The organism is Cereibacter changlensis JA139 (genome assembly GCF_003034985.1).
Taxonomy (GTDB): Bacteria; Pseudomonadota; Alphaproteobacteria; order Rhodobacterales; family Rhodobacteraceae; genus Cereibacter; species Cereibacter changlensis.
This window is the reverse complement of sequence record NZ_PZKG01000365.1, coordinates 1-1,046: the sequence shown is the minus strand read 5'-3', so window position 1 is coordinate 1,046 and position 1,046 is coordinate 1. Positions and strand designations below refer to the sequence as shown.

At 59.6% G+C, this 1,046-nt stretch carries 1 pseudogene; it reads left to right on the top strand.

What is annotated here, in order from left to right:
- Positions 1-609: 609 nt before the first annotated feature.
- Positions 610-1,046 (top strand): annotated as a pseudogene (locus tag C5F48_RS24080) (hypothetical protein); the annotation flags it as partial.

Here is a 1,046-nt window from a genome sequence, read left to right as displayed (position 1 = left end):
GCTCGGCTTGGCTGGTATCGCCGTCTTCTATCTGATGGTCTATCGTCGGGTGGCCTTGCTCGGCCCGCTGTTCGACCGGCGACCGACCGTCGCAGCCAGCGGCTTTTAGACAAGCAGCCGGGCCAAGGGCTGCGGTGGTCCTTACACGGATGCGCAGCGGCTATGGCGGCACCCTGCTGCAGAAAGATTGGCGCGAGACCAGCAACCTGATCGCAAAAGCACCATCCTCCGCGCCACCGTCATAATCCGTGATCTTCTCACAACAACAAAGAAAAACACTGAGGGCAATCTCCAAACTGCTTGCGAAGATTTCTTCCGAGTGCGTTTCTCTTGACGAGAACACTACAACCTATGCGGGACGAGTCTGCATTAGGTCGTGTGCGCCATAAGGTCCTGTCGGTTTGCCAAGGATTGGTTCGCTCTCGAGATACACAGAAAGCTCCCTGTCCGAAGCAGGAAGCGAATGTCGAAATAGGTCAACCGTTAGCCGAGTCAACAACCACTCACTATGCTGTGGAGCTGCCTCTCGAATAACCGATCCCATGAAAGCCAAGGCCACACTACCTGGGTTCACTGAAACAGTTACGATCCTTTTCATAGGAGACCACCATGTCCAAAACCCTGCCGCGCGTCTTGGCTACAACCGCCCTGTGCCTTGCCTTCGGCCAGACCGCCGCGACTGCCCAGACCATGACGGGCGAAGACTTCGTCTCGCTGATGGACGGCCTGAATTCCGCAGTCGAGCCGCCGAAATACCTGTCGATGCAGGGCGTCCCCAGCGCGCGGGTTGCGCCCGGCGGCACCGTCTTCCTGTCCATCTCGGGAGCCGACAAGCGGTCGCAGACCAATGAGGACATCGACGGCTCATTGGCCGTCGGCGCCGCATTCGGCAATGCCGAACAGGGCATCGGCGGGCAGGTCCATGCGAGCATCACCTCGGCCAATCCGGACGACTTCGGCGACTCGGGCTACCTCGGCGCCAAGTTCGGCGGACGGGTTCTGCACGACTGGGGCCAGAACTACCTCGCCCTCTCCATCTCGAATCT